Source organism: Burkholderia sp. R-40 (assembly GCF_049942845.1).
GTDB lineage: Bacteria > Pseudomonadota > Gammaproteobacteria > Burkholderiales > Burkholderiaceae > Burkholderia > Burkholderia ambifaria.
In genome coordinates this window covers 920,110-943,316 of the sequence record NZ_CP187969.1, presented here as the reverse complement: position 1 = coordinate 943,316, position 23,207 = coordinate 920,110, and the positions used below count along the sequence as shown (strand labels likewise).

Sequence of the window (23,207 nt, the reverse complement as noted above, 5' to 3'; positions counted from 1 at the left end):
CGGGACTCCCGAAAAAACCGCGCGTGGCCGGCGCGGTGGTCCGCACCGGCCGCGCGACGGCGGCCAGCCACAACGTCATGCGTTCCACCACACGTTCTCGGCGAACGTGAAGCCCATCATCGGCCCGGTGGGGATCGAGCCGAGGCCCGCGAGCCGCTTGTCGTAGCCGTCGAGGAAGCTGATGAACGCCGGAATGCCGACCCGGCCCTGCTGCGCCACGATCACCTGCATGTCGCCGTACATCTGCTTGCGCTTCGCGTCGTCGGTTTCCGAACGCGCGGCGAGCAGCAGCTGGTCGAACTTCGCGTTCTTCCAGCCCGACTCGTTCCACGGCGCATCCGACTTGAAGAACTGCGTGAACAGCACGTCGGCGCTCGAGCGCGGGTTGATGTTGCCGAAGGTGAGCGGGTGCTTCATCCAGTGGTTCGACCAGTAGCCGTCGGGCGACGCGCGGTTGACCTGCAGGTTCAGCCCGATCTTCTGGCCGGCCTGCTGCAGCAGCACGGCCATTTCGATCGACCCGTTCGCGTCGGACGTCGCATAGACCGGCGGCAACGTGGCGCCGAGCGCGCCCGCCTTCTTGAACAGGAACTTCGCCTTGTCCGGATCGTGCGCCCGCTGCGGCAGCGACGCGTTGAAGTAGCGGTGCCCCGGCGGAATCGGCTGGTCGTTGCCGATCACCGAGTAGCCGCGAAACACCGCCGTGCGGAGCTGCTCGCGATCGAACAGGTACTTCATCCCTTCGACGAAATCGGGACTCGAGACGATCGGGTTGTCGCTGCGCATGATCAGGTCGGTATAGAGGCCCGACTTGGTTTCCTTCAGCGCGTAGCCCGGCGTCGACGAGACCCGCTGCGTCGAGCGCGGATCGATCGCGTTGATCAGGTGCACGTCGCCCGACAGCAGCGCGTTCAGGCGCGCGGCGCTGTCGCTGATGCCGATCAGCTCGATCTCGTCGAGATACGGCCTGCCCGGCTTGAAGTAGCTGTCGTTGCGCACGCCGACGGTCGACACGCCCGGCTTGAACGACTTCAGCTTGTACGGGCCGCAGCCGATGCCGGTCGAGAAGTCGGTCGTGCCGTCCTTGACGATCACCAATTGCGGCGTCGCGAGGATCACCGGCAGGTCCGCGTTCGCGCTGGCGAGCGTGAGCGTGACTTCGTCCGGGCCGCTCGCCTTCGCGTCCACGAACTGTTCGGCAAGCGTCTTGACCTTCGACGCGGTGGCCGCGTTCTTGTGGCGCATCAGCGAAAACACCACGTCGGCCGGGCCGACCGGCTTGCCGTCGTGGAACGTGACGCCCTTGCGCAGCTTGATGATCCACGTCTTCGCATCGGTCGTCTGCAGCGACTCGGCGAGGTTCATCTGCGGCGTCAGGCTCGCATCGAGCTGCGTGAGGCCGCTGTAGAACATGAAGAAGCGCGTGTAGTCCGCGCCCGTCGAGCCCTTGGCCGGGTCGAGCGTATCGGACGTCGAGCCGGCTTCGTTCGCGACCCGGATCTTGCCGCCGCGCTTCGGCGCGGGCGCGGCGAATGCAGAGCCGGGGGTCATCAGCAGTCCGCCGGCGCCGGCGGCCATCATGCCGCTCGCCGCCATGACCTTCATCATGTCGCGGCGCGTGAAGCCGCCCTTGCCGCCGTTGTCGATATCGTCGCTCATCCGAACTGCTCCTGACTGTGGAAAGTGGGGTCCTGGGTCCAGCGTGGTTCTCGAATCCCGCCGCGCCCGCTTGCTGGTGGCGGGCGCAACGTCGTACACATGCAATTCATTTAAGCATCGCCAAAATGCGGTTTGTCGCGATTCGGGCGGCCCGCACGATACGAATCGACCGTTTTGAGCGGCCCGCGCAGCATGAATTGCTGCGTGCACGCACGTGTCGCCGTTGGCCCGGCGGCGTGTCGCGGTAGTTGCCGAACCCGTGTCGATGCAGGAAATCGTAAGGCCGCGGCCGCCGCAGATTGCGCCGACAAAATTACCCGTTCGGCATCCGGCGCGCGTTTGGCTCACACAAACCGCACGTTTGTGTCGAATGCGTGCGCGCCTGCCCACGACGGCCGAAACGAGCGGCACGTTGCGGCAGATCGCCGCATGCACGGGCGTCGACGGTGGGGATCGCGACGGGACGTCGCGCAGGAAAGTTCAGAAGAATGCCGCTCGATCGGAACGGCTTGGCGGGAAGACGGGAAGAAGGCGGGACTGCGCGGAAACCGGGCGCGTGCAGCCGTCAGGCGCCGCGCCCGCGTGCGGCGACGCGTGCGTCACCGGCATGTCGCCGCGCACGCCGGGCAGGCGCCGGCGCGACGCCCAGGAGGCAGGGTGGATACGCCGGCCGCGAGCGGACGGCGCGAAGCCGTCACGCAGCGAGCCGGAATACCGATACGGCGGCCCGCAGGCGCGCCGCCTGCTCGTCCAGCGACGAAGCGGCGGCAGCCGCCTGCTCGACGAGCGCGGCGTTCTGCTGGGTGACTTCGTCCATTTGCGCGACCGCCAGCCCGATCTGTTCGATGCCGGTGCTTTGCTCGGCCGATGCCGCGGAAATCTCGCCCATGATGTCGGCCACCCGGTCGATCGACCGGACAATCTCCGTCATGCGCTCGCCGGCCGTCTCGACGAGCCGGCTGCCGCTGCCGGCCCGCTCGACCGACGCGTCGATCAATCCCTTGATGTCCTTCGCGGCCGCGGCGCTGCGTTGCGCGAGCGAGCGGACTTCCGACGCGACGACGGCGAACCCGCGCCCCTCCTCGCCGGCCCGCGCGGCTTCCACCGCGGCGTTGAGCGCGAGAATGTTGGTCTGGAACGCGATGCTTTCGATGACGACGGTAATGTCGGCGATCCGCACCGATCCATCCGAAATCTGCCGCATCGTTTCGACGACCGCCTGCACGGCGGCGCCGCCGAGTTCCGTCGCATCCTTCGCCTGGGCCACGAGCGCATTCGCCTGCCGCGCGTTGTCGGCGTTCTGTTTGACCGTGGACGTAATCTGCTCCATGCTCGCCGCCGTTTCCTGCAGCGATGCGGCCTGCTGCTCCGTGCGCTGCGACAGATCCAGGTTGCCTTGCGCGATCTCGCCGGTGCCGGTGGCGATCGAGTGGGTCGTGGTCTGGATCTCGGCGATGGTGTCGGTCAGCCGCGCCTTCATGTCGCCCAGCGCGACGAGCAGGCTGCCGGGCGCGGCGTGCGCCGTATCGAACGGCACGTCCAGTTCGCCGGCGGCGATGCGGGCGGCGATCTGCGTCGCATGCGCGGGCTCGCCGCCCAGCGTGCGCCTGACACTGCGCAGCACGCCCCATGCGATGGCCGCGAGCGCCGCGGCGATGACGAGCGCGACGGCGCCCAGCACCATCGCGAGCCGGGCAAACGCCGCGTTGATGTCGTCGTAGAAAAATCCGGTGCCGATCCACCAGTTCCAGTCCGGAATCGCGACCACGCCCTGCAGCTTCGGCTCCAGGTCCGCGTCGGGGCTGCGCTTGATCAGCACGTCGACGAGCGCGAAATGCGACTGCGCCATGCCCGCGCGGTACGCGTCGCTGTCGGTCATGCCGCTGGTCGTGCGGTTGCCTTTCGCGCGCGTGCCGATGAATTTCGCGTTCGGGTGCACGAGGTTGACGCCGTCGGACGTCGTGACCCAGAAGTAGCTCTTCGAATTTGCGTTGAGCGCCGCCAGCGCGGCCTTGGCCTGCTGCTGCGCCTGCTCCTGCGTGAGCGTACCGCTCGTCTGCATCGCGCGATACGAATCGACCAGGTGCTCGGCCTTGGTCAGCAGAATGACGATCTCTTCGCGGCGGCTGTCGATCAGCGCGTCGCGCAGCGTGTGCAGCGACAACGCGGCGAGCAGGACGACGCCGAGCAGCGCCGCGGCGACGAGCATCAGCAGTTTGGTGGACAACTTCATGCGGGGGCCTCGAAATATTAACCGTTCGGTACATATATCGGCCCGGGCCGCCCCGGCTTGAACGACTCGATATCGGTAATTACCCTCGTTTCGTGCGCTGACCGAACGCGCCGGGACGCGACGGCATCACGGCCGCGTCCCGGCGCTCGATGAATCGGCCGGCGCAGCCGGCTTACAGCCCGAGCTGCGTCGCGAGCTGGCCGATGTCCGACACTTCGTAATAGTTGTAGAACGGCGTGCCCGGCTCGTGGCCGCGGTTCACGAACGCCTTGTGCTTGACGCCGAGATCCTCGGCCGTCATCAGGTCGTAGCGCAGGCTCGACGACACGTGCAGCACGTCCTCCGGCTTGCAGCCGAGCTTGTCGAACATGTATTCGAAGCCTTGCATGCGCGGCTTGTACGACTGCGCCTGCTGCGCGGTAAACACCGCATGGAACGGCGCACCGAGCTTGTCGACGTTGCTCATGATCTGGTCATCCATCGCGTTCGACAGGATCACGAGCTTGTACTTGCTGGCGAGCCGCGACAGGCCGGCCGGCACGTCCGGATGCGGGCCCCACGTCGGCACCGCATGATAGAAAAGCTCGGCCTCGGCTTCGTCGAACTTCACGCCAACCCGTGCGCACGTGCGGCGGACCGCATTGACGACGACGTCGCGGTACGGCTTCCATGCGCCAAGCACCTCGTCGAGCCGATAGGCGGCGAACGCGCGCACGAAGGCCTCCATCGTGGCCGGCGACAACCGATCCGCATAGATTTCGCGCGCCGTCTCGGCCATCCGGAAATGGGTCAGCGTGCCGTAGCAGTCGAAGGTGATGTACTTCGGTTCAAACTGGATCATGGTGACGTCCTGTCGGTGTGAAGCCCCGGCAGGGCCGGGGACGGGCTGGGTTGTATGAAATTGAATCAGGGCAAAAAGTCCGTCGCACGTCGTTCGATGCCGCCCGAAACGCACGATCGCCGCGTGTTGCGCGCCCTGCACGGCACGATCTGCGGTGCGCGCCCGGGCGATGCGCGCCGGCCGACCGACGTGCCTCGCGACACCGCCACGCGCATGCGCGGCACGGCCGCCACGCGGTGCGGCACGGCAACCGCCGCCGCGCCATCCTGCTCCCATCGTACCGGCCTTCATCCAGCACAAGCTGTCGGAATGACGGGCCCGGCCGGCACGACGCGCGCGTTCGTCCGCGCCGATCGAGCCGGTTTGCATCGATCTCGCACGGCCGCCCGCCGACGCCGGAAAACAGGCGAATCGTCCTATCCGCGCCCGTGGGTCGCTGGCAGAGTCGATAGGTCATTTCTACCCATCCGGAGTCCGGCGTGGCCGACCTCAATCCTTCCCGCACGCTTACCTATCGCCCGTTCGTCGACACCGACCTGCCCGCCGCGCACCGCCTGTCGGAAGCGGTCAAGTGGCCGCATCGCCTCGACGACTGGCGCTTCGCGCTCCAGCTCGGCGGCGGCTTCGTCGCCGAGGACGCATCCGGCGTCGTCGGCACCGCGCTCGGCTGGCGCTTCGACGATTCACACGCGTCGCTCGGCATGGTGATCGTGTCGCCCGAGCACCAGGGCCGCGGCATCGGCCGCGAACTGCTCACGCGCGTCGTCGACAGTCTCGGCGCGCGCACGATATTCCTGCATGCGACGCCGTCCGGCGAACCGCTCTATGTGAAGTTCGGCTTCGAGGCGATCGCCACGATCGACCAGCACCAGGGCGCGGCATTCCAGCCGCCGCTGATCTCGCTGCCGCCGGGCGAGCGCCTGCGCCCGCTCGGCACGAACGACGGGCCGCGCCTCGCGGCGCTCGCGTCGCGCGCGGCAGGCTACGAGCGCGGCGCGGTGATCGACGCACTGCTCGACGTCGCGAACGGGATCGCGCTCGATCGCGATGGCGAACTGCTCGGCTTCGCGCTGTTCCGTCGCTTCGGCCGCGGCCATGTGATTGGCCCGGTGATCGCGCCGGACGCGCTGCGCGCGCAGGCGCTGATCAGCCACTGGCTCGCGCTGCACGAAGGCATGTTCGTGCGCCTCGACGTGCCGGGCGACAGCGGGCTGTCCGACTGGCTGCAGGGGCTCGGCCTGCCGCATGTCGATACCGTCGTCGCGATGGCGCGCGGCGCGGCGCCCGCGCGCGATCCGGCGCTGCGCGCGTTCGCGATCGTCAACCAGGCACTCGGCTGAGCGGCACACACGATGAGCTTCCTGTACAAGGCCGACCCGGTGCGCGGCGCGCAATGGGCACAACGTTTCGCGCAACGCGCGCCCGACCTCCCGTTCCGGATCTGGCCGGATCTCGGCGATCCGCACGACGTGCGCTACCTCGCCGCGTGGCAACCGCCGGACGACCCGGTCGCGCTGCTGCCCAACCTCGAGGTCGTGTTCTCGGTCGGCGCCGGCATCGATCAGTTCGACCTGTCACGCGTACCGGCACACATTCCGGTCGTGCGGATGATCGAGCCGGGCATCGTCGAAGGGATGGTCGAATACGTGACGCAGGCGGTGCTGACGATCCACCGCGACCTGTTCGACTACGCGGCACAACAGCGCGTGCAGGCATGGTGCGAGAAGCCGGTGCGCGCGGCCGCGTCGCGGCGCGTCGGCGTGCTCGGGCTCGGCACGCTCGGCCAGGCCGTGCTCGACACGCTGCGGCGCTTCGGTTTCCCGTGCGCCGGCTGGAGCCGCACGCCGCGCACGCTCGACGGCATCGACTGCTACGCGGGCGACGCGGCGCTCGACGCGTTCCTGGCCCGCACCGACATCCTGATCTGCCTGCTGCCGCTCACCGACAACACGCGCGGCCTGCTCGGCGCACGCGTGTTCGATGCGCTGCCGGCCGGCGCGTCGCTCGTGCAGGTCGGGCGCGGCCCACAACTCGATGCGGCCGCGCTGCTCGCCGCGCTCGACAGCGGCCGGCTCGACAGCGCGATCCTCGACGTGACGGAGCCGGAACCGTTGCCGGCCGGCCACCCGTTCTGGACGCATCCGCGCATTCGCATCACGCCGCACATCGCGAGCGCGACGCGGCCCGACACCGCGGTCGACGCGGTGCTCGAGAACCTCGCGCGCCATCGCGCGGGACAGCCGATGATCGGCATCGTCGATCGCGCGCGCGGCTACTGACGCGTTCGCCCGGCCCGGCGGGGCGCGCAGCAGAAAATGCCGAAGCGCCCCGTGCAAACGCCGCGACCATACGTTTCCGGCGACAAATTGAAGACGCGTGCGGAATTCTCGCCCGGTAGCATGGACTCACCGCTGACACCCGACGAGAGTCCCGCCCTGCCATGAACCAAGCCGCGCTGATCGAAGCCGATCGTCAACACCTGATCCACCCCGTCGTCAACTATCGCGCGCACGAGGCGCGCGGCGTCACCGTGCTCGAATCCGCCGAGGGAGTGTTCCTGCGCGACGCCGACGGCCATACGCTGCTCGATGCGTTCTCGGGCCTGTGGTGCGTAAACGTCGGCTACGGCCGCGACAGCATCGTGAAGGCCGCCGCCGAGCAGATGACGAAGCTGCCCTACGCGACCGGCTATTTCCATTTCGGCTCGCAGCCCGCGATCGAGCTGGCCGAACGGCTCGCGGCGCTCGCACCGCCGTCGCTGAACCGCGTGTACTTCACGCTCGGCGGCTCGGATGCGGTCGATTCCGCGGTGCGCTTCATCACGCACTATTTCAACGCGACCGGCCGCCCGTCGAAGAAGCAGATGATCGCGCTCGAGCGCGGCTATCACGGTTCGTCGTCGATCGGCGCGGGGCTCACCGCGCTGCCCGCGTTCCACCGCCATTTCGACCTGCCGCGCGCGGACCAGCACCATATTCCGTCGCCGTACCCGTATCGCCACCCGCTCGGCGACGATCCGCAGGCGCTGATCGCCGCGTCGGTCGCCGCGCTCGAAGCGAAGGTCGCGGAGCTCGGCGCGGACAACGTCGCCGCCTTCTTCTGCGAGCCCGTCCAAGGCTCCGGCGGCGTGATCGTGCCGCCGGCCGGCTGGCTGAAGGCGATGCGCGACGCATGCCGGCGCCTCGGCATCCTGTTCGTCGCCGACGAGGTGATCACCGGCTTCGGCCGCACGGGCCCGCTGTTCGCGTGCGAGGCCGAGCAGGTCGATCCGGACCTGATGACCGTCGCGAAGGGCTTGACCGCCGGCTATGCGCCGATGGGCGCGGTGCTGATGTCCGACGAAATCTACGAAGGCCTCGCGGGCAGCCGCGCGGAGTCGGCCGTGGTCGGTCACGGGCATACGTATTCCGCGCACCCGGTGAGCGCGGCGATCGGCCTCGAGGTGCTGAAGCTCTATCACGAAGGCGGGCTGCTCGCGAACGGCCAGGCGATGGCGCCGCGCTTCGCGGCGGGGCTCGAAGCGCTGCGCGCGCATCCGCTCGTCGGCGACGCGCGCTCGGTCGGCCTGCTCGGCGCGCTCGAACTGGTGTCCGACAAGGCGCGCAAGACGCGCTTCGACGCGGCGCTGAACGTGCCCGACCGCATCGCGGCGGCCGCGTACGCGAACGGCGTGGTGTTTCGCGCATTCGGCGACGGCGTGCTCGGCTTCGCGCCGGCGCTCAGCTTCACGGCGGGCGAGTTCGACCTGCTGTTCGAACGCGTGCGCAAGACGCTCGACGACGTGCTGGCCGACGCGGGCGTGCAGCGCGCGCTGGACGCCGCGCACGCGCAGCCGGCCTGAGCCGGCCGAGGGAAAGCCGGGCTTGTGGCGGCCATCGTTCGACTCTAAAGTAACCGGACATTCCATTTTTCCGCTCTCACGTGAACATGACGGACAGCAAGCTGGATCGCATCGACCTGCGCATCCTCTCCCAGTTGCAGAAGCGCGGCCGCATGACCAACGTCGAACTGGCCGATGCGGTCGGGCTGTCGCCCAGTCCCTGCCTGATCCGCGTGAAGCGGCTCGAGAAGGCCGGCTACATCGGCGGCTACGGCGCGCACATCCAGCTCGAGAAGCTCGGCGACGTGCAGGTCGTGTTTACCGAGGTCACGCTGGCCGACCACCGCCGCGAGGACTTCGACCGCTTCGTCGCGGCGATCCGCAACGTCGACGAGATCGTCGAATGCCATCTCGCGAGCGGTGGCTACGACTATCTGTTGAAGTTCATCACGCGCAGCGTGAGCCATTACCAGACGATCGTCGAAGGGCTGCTCGAGCAGAACATCGGCATCGAGAAGTATTTCAGCTACGTGATCATCAAGTCGCCGTTCGTCAAACGGCACTACCCGCTCGAATCGCTGTTCGGCGAACGTCACTGACTACCGCAGCGTGCGGCACCCATCAGCGTGGCAGTTCGCTGTCACGCGTGGGATAGTCGCGCGCCCGCGCCGCAGCCGTCGTCACCGAATCGCTTCATCCAAGGACCTGTCATGCCGCTTACGCTCTCCCGACCCGAACTCGTTCGCACCGCCAACCTGATCGACGGCGCGTGGTGCGACGCGCGCGACGGCCGTCGCTTCGACGTCACCGATCCGGCCACGCTCGAGACCGTTGCCCACGCCCCCGACAGCGACACCGCCGACGCGCGCGCCGCGACCGATGCGGCGGCACGCGCGCTGCCCGCCTGGCGCGCGACGCCTGCTCGCGACCGCGCCACGATCCTGCGTGCGTGGCACGCGGCGATCGTCGCGCATACCGACGATCTCGCGAAGCTGATGTCGCGCGAACAGGGCAAGCCGCTCGCCGAAGCGCGCGGCGAAGTCGCGTACGGCGCGTCGTACGTGCAGTGGTTCGCCGAGGAAGCGACGCGCACCTACGGCGACCTGATTCCGCAGCAGCAGCGCGGCAAGCGGCTGAGTGCGGTCAAGGAGCCGATCGGCATCGTCGCCGCGATCACGCCGTGGAATTTCCCGCTCGCGATGATCGCGCGCAAGATCGCGCCCGCGCTCGCGGCCGGCTGCACGGTCGTCGCGAAGCCGGCCGAAGACACGCCGCTCACCGCGCTCGCGCTCGCGTTCCTCGCGCAGGAAGCCGGCGTGCCGCCCGGCGTGCTGAACATGATCGCGGCGTCGCGCGAACGCGGCATCGACGCAGTGGCCGACTGGCTCGCCGACGGCCGCGTGCGCAAGATCACGTTCACCGGATCGACGCCCGTCGGCAAGCTGCTCGCACGCGAATCGGCGGCGACGCTGAAGAAGCTGTCGCTGGAGCTCGGCGGCAATGCGCCGTTCATCGTGTTCGACGATGCCGAGCTCGACGCGGCGGTCGACGGGCTGATGGCCGCCAAGTTCCGCAACGGCGGCCAGACCTGCGTGTCGCCGAACCGCGTGTACGTGCAGGCCGGCGTCTACGATGCGTTCGCCGCCAAACTCACCGCCCGTGTCGCCGCGCTGAAGGTCGCGCCGGCGACCGACCCGGGCGCGCAGATCGGCCCGATGATCAACGCACGCGCGGTCGACAAGATCGCGCGCCACGTCGGCGACGCGATCGAGCGCGGCGCACGCGTGCTCACGGGCGGCAAGCGCCTGCCCGAACTCGGGCCGAACTATTACGCGCCGACGGTGCTCGGCGACGCCACCGCCGACATGCAGCTGACCTGCGAGGAAACCTTCGGGCCGATCGCCGCGCTGTTCAAGTTCGACACGGAAGACGAAGCCGTCGACGCCGCGAACGACACGCCGTTCGGGCTCGCCGCGTATTTCTATACGCAGGACCTGCGCCGCATCGCGCGCGTGTCGGCACGGCTCGAAACGGGCCTCGTCGGCATCAACGAAGGCGCGCTCGCGAGCGAGGCCGCGCCGTTCGGCGGCGTGAAGGAATCGGGCTACGGCCGCGAAGGCTCGCGCTACGGCCTCGACGATTACCTGTCGATCAAGTACCTGTGCCAGGGCGGACTCGAGTGAGGCCGCGCCGCCGCGCTTATTCGCGGCGGTTACGCAGTCATTGCACGACGCGCCACTGGGAGGCCGCGCTCGCACACGTTTGCGGTGCCTGCGCGCAGTCATCGCCTCGCATGCCGGCCTCGATTTCCGGGCACACCTGCCGTTAACCCGGATTTGACCAGCGCCGCTGCCGTCGCAGCCCGCTTCCCGTACGAGCGCGAGCCATGCCTGCATCCCCTTCGATCGAGAAAATTGCCGACTGGGCCGGTCGCCACCACCTGATCGTCGGCGTGCTGGGCACGCTGATGTCGGTCGCGGCGCTCGGCATCAGCGCGGTGACGCTGTGGGCCGCGCGCAGCGAAGTCGTCGAACATGCGCACGAGACGTCGCGCAATGTCGCGGCCGTCCTCGTCAGCGAGATCGCGCGCACCGTCGAAACGTCCAACAACGCGCTCGTGTCGCTCGCCGCCGATCTCGGCAACCCCGCGATCGTGCGCCTGAAGGCCGGGTTGCGTCACGACGTGCTGTTCGAGCGCACGGCCGCGCAATACGTGACCGGCATGGGCGTGACGGACCGCGACGGGCGGCTGATCGACGGTTGTTGCGGCCCGCCCCACAACTGGGACTTCAGCGATCGCGACTACTTCAAGGTCCATCGCGATTCGGACAACGTCGGCCTCTACGTGTCCGAGGCGTACCGCGCGCGTTCGCGCGGCGGCACCGAATCGATCGCGCTGTCGCGCCGCATTGAACGGCCGGATCATGCGTTCAACGGAATCGCGGTGGTCGCCGTCGATCTCGCCTACTTCGATCAGTTGCTGTCACGGTTGAACGTCGGACCGCACGGCGTCAGCGCGATCCTGCGCGCGGACGGCACCATCCTCGCGCGCAATCCGCCGTTGACCGACCACCAGATGGTGCGCCTGCGCCGGTCGAAGTCGTTCGAGCGGATGGTGAGCCGCGACTCGGGCTTCTATGCCGCGCGCTCGAGCATCGACGGGACGTTGCGGCTGTATACGTACCAGCGGGTACCCGGCACGCCGCTGATCGCCGTGGTCGCGCCGGCCGAGCGCGACGTGCTGGCCGGCATCACGCGCCTGACGTGGACGGCGGGCGTGTCGGCGTCCGTGATCGGCGCGCTGTTCTGCGCGGTGGTGTGGCTGCTCGCGTTCGCGCTGCGCGACAACCTGCGCAAGCAGACGCTGCTCACGGACCTCACGCGCACCGATCCGCTGACGGGCCTGCACAACCGTCGCGCGCTCGATGCCGCGCTCGCCGACGAATGGGAACGGCTGCAGCGCGGCAGCGACGGCAGCCTGTCGGTGCTGTTCATCGACGCCGATCACTTCAAGCAATACAACGACCGCTACGGCCATGCGCAAGGCGACACCGCGCTGCGCTTTCTGGCCGAATGCATCCGCGCGCATACGCGACGGCGCGGCGATCTCGCCGCGCGTTACGGCGGCGAGGAATTCGTCGCGGTGTTGCCCGACACGGACGAGCGCGGTGCGCAGCAGGTCGCCGAGGCAATTCGCGGCGCAGTCGAACGCAACCAGCTCGACGGGTTCGACGCGACGATTCCGGCCTTCACGGTCAGCATCGGCTGCGCGACCGGCCATCGCGCGCGGCCGCCGTCCATGCATGCGCTGACGCATCAGGCCGACCTCGCCCTCTATGCGGCCAAACGCCAGGGCAGAAACCGCGTGTGCGTCGCCGACGTGGAACCGCTCGCCCAACCGGTGTGAGCACTGCGGTTCCGGGCGCCTATTTCGACAGCGCATGCGCGGCTGCGCGCATACGCGGCTTGCGCGTCGCCGTCCAATATCGGCCTTCTCCGACGACCGGATCGATCCGTCCGGCATGTTCAGCATCACGAATTCACCAAATAGTGAGAATTCGCGCGCGTCAACCGCGACCCGCAACAAATCCTTAACCGCCACGTCACGATCGCCCCCGACAATCCGCCATCTTCGACCCTCAGGATGGAGTCTTGCATGTTGGCATCACGGAGCCGTTTCCCGCTGCACGTCGCAGCGTTGTCGAGTGCGTTCGTACTGGTCGCCTGCGGCGGCGGTAACGACGTCGCGTCGACGAACCCGACCATCGCGGCCGTTCCCGCGCCGCCGGCGGACCCGGGCTTCGTCGACAGCGCCCCCGTGCCGAGCGTGCCGGCCTTCATCGACAACATCGCGACCAACCAGCGCGGCGACGCGCGCTATGCCACGCTGTCGACCAACGCGGCCGTGCGCGTGGTGAGCCGTTTCCTCGACCTGTGGCAGCCGTCGACGATGCTGGTCGATGCGGGCGTGAGCGCGCCGGCCAACGGCGCGTTTCCGGCGATCTCGCCGTCGACCTGCTCGGGCCTGCCCGGCAGCGGCACGCCGTGCGGCACGATCCTGAACGACACGGTGCTGGCGGCGAATGTGCAGTACGTGGTCAACGCAACGACCGCGCGCACGCAGCAGCAGGCGGACGCCGCCTACTTCGACGACCGGCGCGGCAAGGGCTACAGCGTGACCGACGGCATGGGCCCGCTCACCAGCGCGTGGCGCACGGCCGCGCAGCAGACCACCAGCATCACCAGCGTGCCCGCCGACGCGACGACGGTGCTGTACAACGACGCCGGCAACAACGTCGGCGTCGGCAGCAGCACCAATGCGAGCTTCGGCAAGGTCGTCGACCTGCTCAACGAAATGGGCAACAACGCGTCGACCGAACCGTCGAAGCGCTTCTACAAGTATGCGCGGCCGTATCGCTGGAGTTCGAGCGTCGTCGTCGCACCGACGCTCGTGCCGGCCGAAAGCACGACGCCCGCGACCGACGGCGGTTTCATCAGCGGCCACCAGGCCGAAGCGATGCGCGATGCGATGACGATGGCGTGGCTCGTGCCGGAGCGGTTCCAGGAGATGGTGAGCCGCGGCCTCGAACTGGGCGAGAACCGGATTCTCGCCGGCATGCACTCGCCGCTCGACGTGATCGGCGGCCGCATGCTCGCGCTGGCTGTCAGCGCGGCGAACCTGAGCGCGTATGCGAGCGATGCGCAGGCCGCATACAACCAGGCCCACCAGGCGCTCCAGCAGCTCACGGGAACGACCGGCACGACGTTCGCCGCGTTCGCGCACTCGGGCACGCCGGCCAACGACCGATTCGCCGATTACACGGCGAACAAGGCGGCGTTCGCGCGCCGCATGACGTACGGCTTCGGCGCGATCGAGTCGACCGACGCACCGCCCGTCGTGCCGAAGGGCGCGGAAATCCTGCTGCAGACGCGCTTCCCGTACCTGAGCGCCGACCAGCGGCGCGTCGTGCTGAAGACGACCGAGCTGCAGTCCGGCTACCCGGTGATGGACGATGCGGAAGGCTGGGGCCGCCTGAACCTGTTCGCCGCGGGCGATGGCTATGGCGCGTTCAACGGCAACGTGATCGTGTCGATGGACGCGTCGCTGGGCGGACTCAACGCGGCCGACCAGTGGCGCAACGACATCGCCGGCGCCGGCAAGCTGACGCTGCAAGGCACCGGAACGCTGACCCTGGCGGGCAACAACCGCTATGCGGGCGGCACGCAGGTCAATGGCGGCACGCTCGCCGCGGCCTCCGCGTCCGCGTTCGGCAATGGCGACGTGTACGTCGGCGCCGGTGGTAGCGTCCGGATCGCGGCGAGCGCACCCGTCACGATCGCGACGCGCTATACGCAGCTCGACAACGCGACGCTCGAGCTCGACATCGACGGCAACGGCGGCGGGCGGCTGCGCGTGGGCGGGCAATTGACCGTCGCGGGCGGCACGCTGCACGTGAAGTTCGTGAACGGCTATGCGCCGAAGGCCGGCGATACGATCGCGCTGATCGACGGCGCGGCGGGCGCGGCGAAGTTCTCGACGGTCACGGTCGACGGGTTCAAGGCGACGCCGGTTTATACGGCGACGGGGGTGTCGGTGAGGTTGTCCGCTGCGTGATCGTTGCGTGGCGCGTGCGGCGTCGCTTTCATCGTGCTCTTTGGGGGTGACTTGAAAGCGGCGTTCGCCGCGTGGCTCGGCCAGCGATGGAGCGCGCGCATGCCCAGGCGTGGCACGCGCGTTGCTACTTGCCACGGATATCCACGGACTTCCGGGCATCGACGTGAAAAGCACCACCGGCGAGATTCACATCGGCATTTCAGGCTGGCGTTACGACGGCTGGCGCGGCACCTTCTATCCGAAAGGGCTGAAGCAGGCGGCCGAGCTGCAATACGCGTCTGGCCGGATGCAGACGATCGAGATCAACGGCACGCACTACAGCCTGCAATCGCTCGCCAGCTGGCGGCGCTGGTACGACGAAACGCCGCCCGGTTTTACGTTCAGCGTGAAAGGCTCGCGCTATCTGACCCACATGCTGCGCTTTCGCGATGAAACAGCGACGACCGCATGCGCCAACTTCTTCGCGCAGGGGCTCCTCGCGCTGAATGACAAGCTCGGGCCGATTCTGTGGCAATTTCCGCCATCGCTGCGTTTCGACCCCGAGCATATGGAACATTTCCTGAGCCTGCTGCCGGCCGACACCGAAGCCGCGCTCGCCCTCGCGCAACAGCACGATCGCAGGGTCAAGACGCCGTATTTGCAGATCGACCGCAAGCGCAAATTGCGTCACGCTGTCGAAGTGCGTCACGCGAGCTTCGTAGATCCCGCGTTCGTGAAGCTGCTGCGCCGCCACAAGGCCGCGCTCGTCGTGTCGGACTCCACCGAGGCGTGGCCGCAGTTCGAGGATCTGACCGCGCGCTTCGTCTACATGCGGCTGCACGGCACGGAAACGAAGTATTCCGGCGAGTATTCCGATGCGTCGCTCGATCGGTGGGCGCGCAGGATCACGTCGTGGCGCGGCGGCGCGCAGCCCGCCGATGCGCGCCTTGCGGCGCCGGAGCTGGCGCCGCCGCGCGCGCAGCGGCGCGACGTGTACTGCTATTTCGACAACGACGTGAAAACGAAAGCACCGTTCGACGCTGGGCGCTTGATGGAACGCCTCGGCCTGCATCCGCACGGACCGCTGCCGGAGAAAGCGGCCGCCGCGCGACGGCAATCCGAGCGAGAACCCGAACCGCAAGGAGAAAAATGATGACTCTGCTTATCTACCTGGTCGGATGGATCATTTTCATCGGCGGCGTGGCATGGGGATTGATGACGCTGCATGTGTCGCAGCACATCATCGAGATCGTCGCCGTCATTCTGTTCGGCATCGCGGTGATTACGGGCGCGGTACGCGCACGCACCCGCGATCGAACGTAGCGCACGCACGCCGCCACGGTATCGCGAACCCCACGCCGCGCGCGGCGCGGTGTCACTGCTGCCCGTCGATATAAGCGGCCAGTTCTTGCGGGGTGCCCGCCGGAAATGTGCTCTTGAGGTGATCGAGAAACGCGGACACGCGCGCGCTCAACAATCGCCTGGAAGGATACAGCGCCCACAGTGCGATGTCGGGCCCCGGCACGTCGCCCCAACTGACGAGTGTGCCGGCGGCGAGATCGCGGGTCACCAGCGACACCGGCAGGCAAGCGGCGCCCAGCCCGAGCCGGACCGTATCGCGCACCATGATCAGCGACGACAGCCGGGCCACCGGCTCGATCGCGATGCGTGACGTTCCGGACGGACCCGTGACGTCCCATGCGGCGCGCCTGTCGTCGGTGCCGCGAACCACGGCCGGCGCGGACGCGTCGCCGCTCGGCCGTGCCAGCGCCGGCGTCGCCACGACCACCAGCCGGTCGCGCAGGAACACGCGCCCGATCAGGCTTTCGTCCGGGTCGGGGTTCACGCGAATCACGAGGTCGTAGCCTTCGTCGATCATGTCGACGGGGCGGTCTTCGGTCGTGACTTCCACCCGCACGTCCGGATATTTCAACGCAAACGTCGCCACCAGCTTGCCCATCGCGAAATGCGAAAAGAGCATCGGCGCGCTGATGCGCAGCCGGCCGTGCGGCCGCTCGCCGCGCGATGCGATCGCCGATGCGCTGTCGGCCAGCTCGGCGAGCAGCGCGCCCGTGCGCTCGTAAAGTGCGCGCCCTTCCTGCGTGAGCGTCACACCGCGCGAGCCGCGCTCGAACAGACGCAGCGCGAGACTGTTCTCCAGTTCCGTGACACGGCGCGACAGCGTGGCCTTCGGGCGCCCGGCCGCGCGTGCGGCTTCCCCAAAGCTGCCATGACGGGCGACGAGATTGAAATCGGCGAGAGCGAGCAGGTCCATGTGTTCCACCTGTGAGACACCGAGTCTATTTAACACATCTTCCGGATCATGTGCGGATCACCTAACTTACGTGGGCAGTCAACCTAACCATAATCTCAGGAGCGAACATCATGACCATTCTCGTTACCGGCGCCACCGGCCGTGTCGGCCGCCAGGTCGTCCATCAACTCGTCAAGCGCGGCGCCGACGTGCGCGTGCTGGTGCGCGATCCGTCCAAAGCCGATTTTCCGGCGGCGGTGAGCGTCGTTCAGGGCGACATGCTCGACATCGACTCGCTGCGCACGGCCTTCTCCGGCGTGCGCACGCTGTTCCTGCTCAACGGCGTGGCGGGCGACGAATTCACGCAGGCGCTGATCGCGCTGAATCTTGCACGCGAGGCGGGTATCGAGCGCGTCGTCTATCTGTCGGTCTTCGATGCCGACCGCTTCGTCAACGTGCCGCACTTCGCGGTGAAATCCGGCGCCGAGCGGATGATCGAGCAGATGGGATTCAGCGCGACGATCCTGCGGCCCGCGTATTTCATGGATAACGAACTAATGATCAAGGACACGATCGTCGATCACGGTGTCTACCCGATTCCGATCGGCAGCAAGGGCGTCGCGATGGTCGACGTGCGCGACATTGCGGAAGTCGCGGCGATCGAGCTGATCCGCCGCAACGACGCGCCCGGCAAGCTGCCGGTCGAGACCATCAACCTGGTCGGGCCCGACACGCTGACGGGCACGGAACTGGCGTCGATCTGGTCGGCGCTGCTTGGCCGTCCGGTGGCCTACGGCGGCGACGATCCCACGGCGTTCGAAAGCAATTTCGCGACTTTCATGCCGAAATGGATGGCCTACGAGATGCGCCTGATGGCCGAACGCTACGTCAGCGACGGGATGGTGCCTCAGGCCGGCGATGTCGAGCGCTTGACCGCGATCCTCGGCCGCCCGCTGCATGCGTACCGCGACTTCGCGGCAGCGCTGGTCCGCTGAGCGCGGCGCGGCGCGGGCGCGGCGCCGTCGTGCGGCGTAACGGCGGCGTCAATATAATCGGCCTGGCCCCCACATATCGATGAATCGGCAACGTGCCGGTTTCGATCCCGCATACCACAACTGGATCAGGAGACGAGATGACCCTACCCGCCGCTGCGTTCGCCGAATCGTTCGACCTCGAGGCTGCCTTCGCCGATGTATCCGAATACTGGTCGCCCAAGGTCGTCGCGCAGGTCAACGATCAGTATGTGAAAGTCGCGAAGGTTCGCGGTCAGCTCGTGTGGCACGACCATGCGAACGAAGACGAGCTGTTCTTCGTCGTGCGCGGGCATCTGAGGATCGAGTATGAAGGCGGCCGCATCGTCGACTTGCCCGCCGGCTCGATGCACGTGGTGCCGCGCGGCACGCAGCATAACCCCGTCGCCGACGACGAATGCTGGATCGTGCTGATCGAGCCCGTGCAGACGAAGCACACCGGCGAGGTCCAGTCACCGTTGACGCGCACGATCGACGAGCAACTGGGTCAGGTTCGCTGAATTCGGCAGCCGGCGCGACGCAGCGGCCGGACGACGCGATGTACGACACCTCCGCCCACGCCCGCATCAACCGCGAGCAGCCCCGACCCCGTCGAGTTCGCGCACGGCGTCGTCCGGCAACGCCAACGCGCCGGCAGCGAGATTCTCGCGCAGATGCGCGACCGACGACGTTCCCGGAATCAGCAGGATGTTCGGCGCGCGGCGCAGCAGCCACGCGAGCGCGGTCTGCATCTGCGTCGCGCCGAGCCGCGCGGCGACCGCGTCGAGCGTCGACGACTGCAACGGATTGAAGCCACCGAGCGGAAAGTACGGGACGTAGGCGATGCCGTCGCGGGCAAGCGCATCGATCAGCGCATCGTCGTCGCGGTGCGCGAGGTTGTAATGATTCTGCACGCAGGCGATGTCGCAGATCCGTCGGCCTTCGGCGATCTGCGCGGCCGTGACGTTGCTCAGCCCGATGTGTCGCACGAGGCCCTGCCGCTGCAGTTCGGCCAGCGCGGACAGCGGCGCCTCGATCGAGCCCTCGGCCGGGCCGTGCACGTCGAACATGATCCGCAGATTGACGACGTCGAGCACGTCGAGGCCCAGATTGCGCAGGTTGTCGTGCACGGCGGCCGTCAGCGCGTCGGCAGAGAACGCCGGCAGCCACGAACCATCGTCGCCGCGCGTCGCGCCGATCTTGGTCACGATCAACAGGTCGTCGCGATATGGATGCAACGCTTCGCGAATCAGCTGGTTCGTCACATGCGGACCGTAGAAGTCGCTGGTGTCGATGTGGTCGACGCCCGCTTCGACCGCTTCGCGCAGCACGGCGAGCGCCGCGTCGCGATCCTTCGGCGGCCCGAACACGCCCGGGCCGGCCAATTGCATCGCGCCATAACCGAGGCGATGAACGCAGCGGCCCGCCAGGGAAAACGTACCGGATTGAACGACGGGGGACATGATCGTGCTCCTGTATGAACGAGTGAATCGCAGGTTACGCCGCGCGGCGCTGCACGATAAGCGGTCATAATGCGCACAACCTGTACGAAAAGGCGAACAATGCAAGTCGATCTCGGCGATCTGAACGCGTTCGTGGCGGTGGCGCGCGCGAAGGGCTTCCGCGAGGCTGCACGCGTGGCCAACGCCAGTGCATCGGGGCTCAGCGAAGCGGTCCGCAGGCTGGAGGCGCAACTGGGGGTGCGGCTGCTGCACCGCACGACGCGCAGCGTGTCGCCGACCGAAGCCGGCGCGCGTCTGCTCGCGCGGCTCACGCCGGCGCTGAGCGAGGTGGAGGCGGCGCTCGACGTGGTGAACACCTTCCGCGAGAAGCCGGTCGGTACGCTGAAGCTCAACGTTCCGATGAGCGCGGCGCGGCTCGTGCTGCCGTCGATCGTCCCGCGCTTTCTCGATGCATATCCGGAGATACGGCTCGAGGTCGTGGCCGACGAAAGTTTCGTCGATATCCTCGCGGCCGGCTGCGACGCCGGCATTCGCTACGACGAGCGCCTCGAACAGGACATGATCGCCGTGCCGATCGGCCCGCGGTCGCAACGCCTCGCGACCGCCGCGGCGCCCGCCTATCTCGAGCGGCGCGGCCGCCCCGCCCATCCGCGCGACCTGCTCGATCACGCGTGCCTGCGCGGCCGCTTCGCGAGCGGCGCGATGCCGGCGTGGGAATACGAGCGCGACGGCGAAGTGGTGCGCGTGGAGCCGTCGGGCCCGCTCGTCGTGCAGATCGGCGGCGCCGTCGATCTCGTCGTGGACGCGGCCTGTGCGGGGCTCGGCATCGTGCATCTGTACGAAGACTGGCTGCGCCCGTACTTCGCGAGCGGCGCGCTCGAGCCGGTGCTCGACGGCTGGTGGCGGCCGTTCTCCGGCCCGTATCTTTACTACCCGGGGCGGCGTTTCGTGCCGGCTCCGCTGCGGGCCTTCGTCGATTTCATCAAGGCCGACGCGGGATAGAAGTGATAGAACCGCACCTCACCGCCGGTTCGAACGCGACACCACGTCGATCCACACCGCCAGCACCAGCACCGCGCCCTTGACGATCATCTGCCAGTACGCGTCGACGTCGAGCATCGACATCCCGTTGTCGAGGCTCGCCATCACGAGCGCACCGATCAGCGCGCCATAGACAGTGCCCGAGCCGCCGCGCATCGACGTGCCGCCGATGAAGCACGCGGCGATCGCGTCGAGTTCGCCCATCGTGCCGGCCGACGGCGAGCCGGCCGCGAGCCGCGCGGTATTGACGATCCCCGCGAACGCGCACATCAGCCCCATCAGCGCGAAGATCGCGAGCTTCACGCGATCCGTATCGACGCCCGACAGCCGCGTCGCCTCCAGGTTCGAACCCACTGCATAGATGCGTCGGCCGAACACGGTCTGCGTCGCGATCCACGAGAACGCGCCGAGCAGCGCGAGCAGCAGCAGCACGGGCACCGGGATGCCGCCGTAGCGGTCGAGCATCGCGACGAACGCGAACAGCACGGCCCCGGCGCCGACGATCTTCGCGATGTCCTGCCACAGTGGCGCGACCGCGAGCCGGTAACGGCGCCGCGTGCCGCGCTGCCGGACGACCAGCAGCGCGACGAGCGCGAACAGCAGCAGCGCGAGGCCGTCGCCCGCCATGCGGGGCAGGTAGCCCTGGCCGATGAACACGAAGCCGTCGGACACCGGCGCGATCGTCGAGCCGCCCGTCACGCCGAGCAGGATGCCGCGGAATGCGAGCATCCCGCCCAGCCCGACGATGAACGACGGCACACGGCGGTAAGTCGACCACCAGCCGTTGAACAACCCGACCAGCACGCCGAGCGCGAGCACCGCCGGCACCGTCGCGGCGACGGGCCAGTGCCGATTGACGTCGAGGATCGCCGCGACGCCGCCGAGCAGCCCGAGCAGCGAACCGACCGACAGGTCGATCTCGCCCGCGATGATCACGAACACCATCCCGCACGCGAGCATTCCGGTGATCGACATCTGCCGCAGCAGGTTCGACACGTTGCGCGGCGTGACGAACGCCCCATCGGTCAGCACCGAAAAGAACACCCAGATCGCCGCGACCGCGAACAGCAGCGCGAGCACCTTGTAGCGCACGAAAACCTGGCGCAACGGATGGCCGTGCGCGCGGCGCGCGTCGGCGTCCGGCGGCACGGCGGAAGAGGAAGACAGTTCGGTATTCATTGGGTACTCGCTGCAATGGGTTCGGCCGGACGCCGCGCGGGCGTCAGCGCGGCGCCGAGGATCTGTTCCTGCGTGAGGCCGTCGTTCACGAAATCGCCGCGCAGCTCGCCTTCGCCGATCACGAGCACGCGATCGGCCAGCCCGAGCACTTCCGGCAACTCCGACGACACGACGATCAGCGCGACGCCGCGTTTCGCGAGCGCAAAGATCAGCCGGTAGATTTCCGCCTTCGCGCCGACGTCGACGCCGCGCGTCGGTTCGTCGAGGATCAGCACCTGCGGGTCGGCCAGCAGCATCCTGGCGAGCACCGCCTTCTGCTGGTTGCCGCCGGACAGGCTCGCGATCGGCAGGAACGGATGCGCGGCGCGCACCGACAGCCGCTGCATCTCCGTGCGGATCGCATCGAGCTCGGCGGCCGCGTCGATCCGTCCGCGCGTCGCGAAACGGCGCAGCACCGACAGCGTGATGTTGTGGCCCACGCCGAGCTGCGGCACGATCCCGTGGCGCTTGCGATCCTCCGGCACCATCGCGATGCCCGCGCGGATCGCGTCGGCCGGCGCGCGGATCGCGAGCGGCCGGCCGTTCATCCGCACGCTCGCCGTGCTCGCGCCCGGATACGCGCCGAAGATCGCCTGCATCAGTTCGGTGCGGCCCGCGCCGACGAGCCCGGCGACGCCGAGAATCTCGCCGCGCCGCACGCTGAACGACACGTCGTCGACGCGCTTGCGGCGCGGGTTCGCGACGTCGTGACAGGTCACGTTGCGCGCCTCCAGCACGACGTCGCCGATATCGTGCGGCTCGCGCGGATACAGGTTGCGGATCTCGCGGCCGACCATCATCGCGATGATCCGGTCGGTGGTCAGCCCGTGCATCGGCTCGGTCGCGACATGGCGGCCGTCGCGGATCACGGTCACGGTGTCGCATACCGCGTCGACTTCGTCGAGCTTGTGCGAGATATACACGCACGCGACACCGCGACGCTTCAGGTCGCGCACGATGTCGAGCAGGATGCGCGTCTCGGCGGCGCTCAGCGACGACGACGGCTCGTCGAGGATCAGCAGCTTCGCGCGCTTGTTCAGCGCCTTCGCGATTTCGATCAGCTGCTGGTGGCCGCCGCCGTAGTTCATCACCGGTTGCGCGACGTTGATCGCGTCGATCCGCAGTTCGCGCAGCAGCGCTTCCGAACGCCGCACCATCTCCGCATAGTGCATGCGCCCGCCGGGCAGCGTGATCTCGTTGCCGAGAAAGATGTTCTCGGCCACCGACAGCTCGGGCACGAGCATCAGCTCCTGGTGAATGATCACGATGCCCGCGCGCTCGGTGTCGCGCACGCCGGACGCGACGAGCGGCGCGCCTTCCCAGCGGATCTCGCCGTCCCACGTGCCGTGCGGGTAGACGCCCGACAGCACCTTCATCAGCGTCGACTTGCCGGCGCCGTTCTCGCCGCACAGGCCGACGCACTCGCCCGGCCGCACGGTCAGGTCGATTCCGTCGAGCGCCTTCACGCCGTCGAATGCCTTGACGATGCCGCGCATCGTCAGCAAGGGTTCGGTCATACGTTCATCGCCTCGCAGTGCGCACGCGGCCGCCCGCCCGGCCGGCCGCGTGCCTCG

The 23,207-nt window shown here is 68.2% G+C and carries 19 protein-coding genes; 12 read left to right on the top strand and 7 right to left on the bottom strand.

Features of this window, described 5'->3' with window-relative positions; genetic code table 11:
- Positions 1–75: 75 nt before the first annotated feature.
- From ACP26O_RS32965 to ACP26O_RS32955, 3 genes are all read right to left on the bottom strand, one after another.
- Positions 76–1,659: an ABC transporter substrate-binding protein gene (locus ACP26O_RS32965; RefSeq protein WP_011661225.1), complete on the bottom strand. Its 1,584-nt coding sequence runs from the start codon at positions 1,657–1,659 to the stop codon at positions 76–78.
- A gap of 694 nt (positions 1,660–2,353) precedes the next feature.
- On the bottom strand, positions 2,354–3,892 hold the full coding sequence (locus ACP26O_RS32960; protein ID WP_175665715.1) for a methyl-accepting chemotaxis protein: 1,539 nt from the start codon (positions 3,890–3,892) through the stop codon (positions 2,354–2,356).
- Between the two features lie 172 nt (positions 3,893–4,064).
- Positions 4,065–4,733 (bottom strand): haloacid dehalogenase type II, encoded by a 669-nt coding sequence (locus ACP26O_RS32955; protein WP_175665716.1) that lies wholly within the window; start codon positions 4,731–4,733, stop codon positions 4,065–4,067.
- 479 nt (positions 4,734–5,212) lie between these two features.
- Here ACP26O_RS32955 and ACP26O_RS32950 point away from each other — a divergent pair, with 479 nt between their 5' ends.
- The 9 genes from ACP26O_RS32950 (at position 5,213) to ACP26O_RS32910 (ending at position 15,970) form a co-directional block, all read left to right on the top strand.
- Positions 5,213–6,073: a GNAT family N-acetyltransferase gene (locus ACP26O_RS32950; protein WP_175665717.1), complete on the top strand. Its 861-nt coding sequence runs from the start codon at positions 5,213–5,215 to the stop codon at positions 6,071–6,073.
- Between the two features lie 12 nt (positions 6,074–6,085).
- Positions 6,086–7,012, top strand: a complete 927-nt coding sequence (locus ACP26O_RS32945; RefSeq protein WP_175665718.1) for a 2-hydroxyacid dehydrogenase — start codon at positions 6,086–6,088, stop codon at positions 7,010–7,012.
- Between the two features lie 161 nt (positions 7,013–7,173).
- Positions 7,174–8,574 carry an aspartate aminotransferase family protein gene (locus tag ACP26O_RS32940; RefSeq protein ID WP_426356423.1) on the top strand — a complete coding sequence of 467 codons (1,401 nt, stop codon included), beginning with the start codon at positions 7,174–7,176 and terminating at the stop codon, positions 8,572–8,574.
- 86 nt (positions 8,575–8,660) lie between these two features.
- Positions 8,661–9,152 carry an Lrp/AsnC family transcriptional regulator gene (locus tag ACP26O_RS32935; protein ID WP_006749694.1) on the top strand — a complete coding sequence of 164 codons (492 nt, stop codon included), beginning with the start codon at positions 8,661–8,663 and terminating at the stop codon, positions 9,150–9,152.
- Between the two features lie 111 nt (positions 9,153–9,263).
- Complete coding sequence (locus ACP26O_RS32930; RefSeq protein WP_175665720.1) at positions 9,264–10,736, top strand: NAD-dependent succinate-semialdehyde dehydrogenase; 1,473 nt, start codon at positions 9,264–9,266, stop codon at positions 10,734–10,736.
- 203 nt (positions 10,737–10,939) lie between these two features.
- Positions 10,940–12,460, top strand: coding sequence for a sensor domain-containing diguanylate cyclase (locus ACP26O_RS32925; protein WP_175665721.1), 1,521 nt, complete (start codon positions 10,940–10,942; stop codon positions 12,458–12,460).
- Positions 12,461–12,709: 249 nt separating this feature from the next.
- Entirely contained in the window at positions 12,710–14,668 is a 1,959-nt protein-coding gene (locus ACP26O_RS32920) for a phosphatase PAP2 family protein (protein ID WP_175665722.1), read from the top strand.
- Between the two features lie 163 nt (positions 14,669–14,831).
- On the top strand, positions 14,832–15,800 hold the full coding sequence (locus tag ACP26O_RS32915; protein WP_175665723.1) for a DUF72 domain-containing protein: 969 nt from the start codon (positions 14,832–14,834) through the stop codon (positions 15,798–15,800).
- The gene (locus ACP26O_RS32910; protein ID WP_011661214.1) at positions 15,797–15,970 is read left to right on the top strand and encodes a hypothetical protein; all 174 of its coding nucleotides are present in this window, start codon (positions 15,797–15,799) and stop codon (positions 15,968–15,970) included. Before ACP26O_RS32915 ends, ACP26O_RS32910 begins: the two co-directional genes overlap by 4 nt.
- A 52-nt stretch (positions 15,971–16,022) precedes the next feature.
- On the opposite strand, the gene ACP26O_RS32905 is transcribed toward ACP26O_RS32910, so the two are convergent.
- Entirely contained in the window at positions 16,023–16,922 is a 900-nt protein-coding gene (locus tag ACP26O_RS32905; RefSeq protein ID WP_175665724.1) for a LysR family transcriptional regulator, read from the bottom strand.
- Positions 16,923–17,032: 110 nt separating this feature from the next.
- Between ACP26O_RS32905 and ACP26O_RS32900 the strand changes: the two genes are divergently transcribed.
- Both ACP26O_RS32900 and ACP26O_RS32895 read left to right on the top strand, forming a co-directional pair.
- Positions 17,033–17,896, top strand: a complete 864-nt coding sequence (locus ACP26O_RS32900; protein WP_175665725.1) for an SDR family oxidoreductase — start codon at positions 17,033–17,035, stop codon at positions 17,894–17,896.
- Positions 17,897–18,033: 137 nt separating this feature from the next.
- Positions 18,034–18,432 (top strand): cupin domain-containing protein, encoded by a 399-nt coding sequence (locus ACP26O_RS32895; protein ID WP_175665726.1) that lies wholly within the window; start codon positions 18,034–18,036, stop codon positions 18,430–18,432.
- Positions 18,433–18,498: 66 nt separating this feature from the next.
- Here ACP26O_RS32895 and ACP26O_RS32890 read toward each other — a convergent pair whose 3' ends face one another.
- Positions 18,499–19,374, bottom strand: coding sequence for an aldo/keto reductase family oxidoreductase (locus tag ACP26O_RS32890; protein ID WP_175665727.1), 876 nt, complete (start codon positions 19,372–19,374; stop codon positions 18,499–18,501).
- A gap of 99 nt (positions 19,375–19,473) precedes the next feature.
- On the opposite strand from ACP26O_RS32890, the gene ACP26O_RS32885 reads away from it, so the two are divergent.
- Entirely contained in the window at positions 19,474–20,376 is a 903-nt protein-coding gene (locus tag ACP26O_RS32885; protein WP_105832113.1) for a LysR family transcriptional regulator, read from the top strand.
- An 18-nt stretch (positions 20,377–20,394) separates the two neighbouring features.
- On the opposite strand, the gene ACP26O_RS32880 is transcribed toward ACP26O_RS32885, so the two are convergent.
- Positions 20,395–21,594 carry a sugar ABC transporter permease gene (locus ACP26O_RS32880; RefSeq protein WP_175665728.1) on the bottom strand — a complete coding sequence of 400 codons (1,200 nt, stop codon included), beginning with the start codon at positions 21,592–21,594 and terminating at the stop codon, positions 20,395–20,397.
- Positions 21,591–23,150, bottom strand: a complete 1,560-nt coding sequence (gene xylG, locus ACP26O_RS32875; RefSeq protein WP_175665729.1) for a D-xylose ABC transporter ATP-binding protein — start codon at positions 23,148–23,150, stop codon at positions 21,591–21,593. Before xylG ends, ACP26O_RS32880 begins: the two co-directional genes overlap by 4 nt.
- Positions 23,151–23,207: the final 57 nt, after the last annotated feature.